Origin of the sequence: Paraburkholderia sp. SIMBA_054, from assembly GCF_046534875.1 — a bacterium.
In the GTDB taxonomy this organism is placed as follows: Bacteria; Pseudomonadota; Gammaproteobacteria; order Burkholderiales; family Burkholderiaceae; genus Paraburkholderia; species Paraburkholderia hospita.
Genome location: NZ_JAWRXV010001107.1, coordinates 1 through 259, shown reverse-complemented (window position 1 = coordinate 259; position 259 = coordinate 1). Strand labels below are relative to the sequence as shown.

Below are 259 nucleotides of genomic sequence, written 5' to 3'. Positions count from 1 at the left end.
CGGTGATATCCGGTGCCGACGCATCCTTATTTATCTTAATCTTCATTGTTGTCGAACCTTCATTACCGCTTCGGTCCATTGCAGACATTTCTGCTGTATATGTACCGTTATTTACAGCTTTCGTGTTCCAGGTTGCTGAATGGCTCCCCTTTTTCAAGGTTTGGTCATGGACTGGGGTGGCTAAGACTTTCCCCTTACTATCTTTAATCGTGAGTGAAACTACAGCTTCTTCTTTAAGGGAGTATATGATTCCAACCCC

At 44.0% G+C, this 259-nt stretch carries 1 protein-coding gene; it reads right to left on the bottom strand.

Going from position 1 to position 259, the window contains the following annotated elements; genetic code table 11:
• On the bottom strand, positions 1 to 259 hold a 259-nt coding region (locus tag SB822_RS58585; RefSeq protein ID WP_410859307.1), incomplete at both ends, for a hypothetical protein.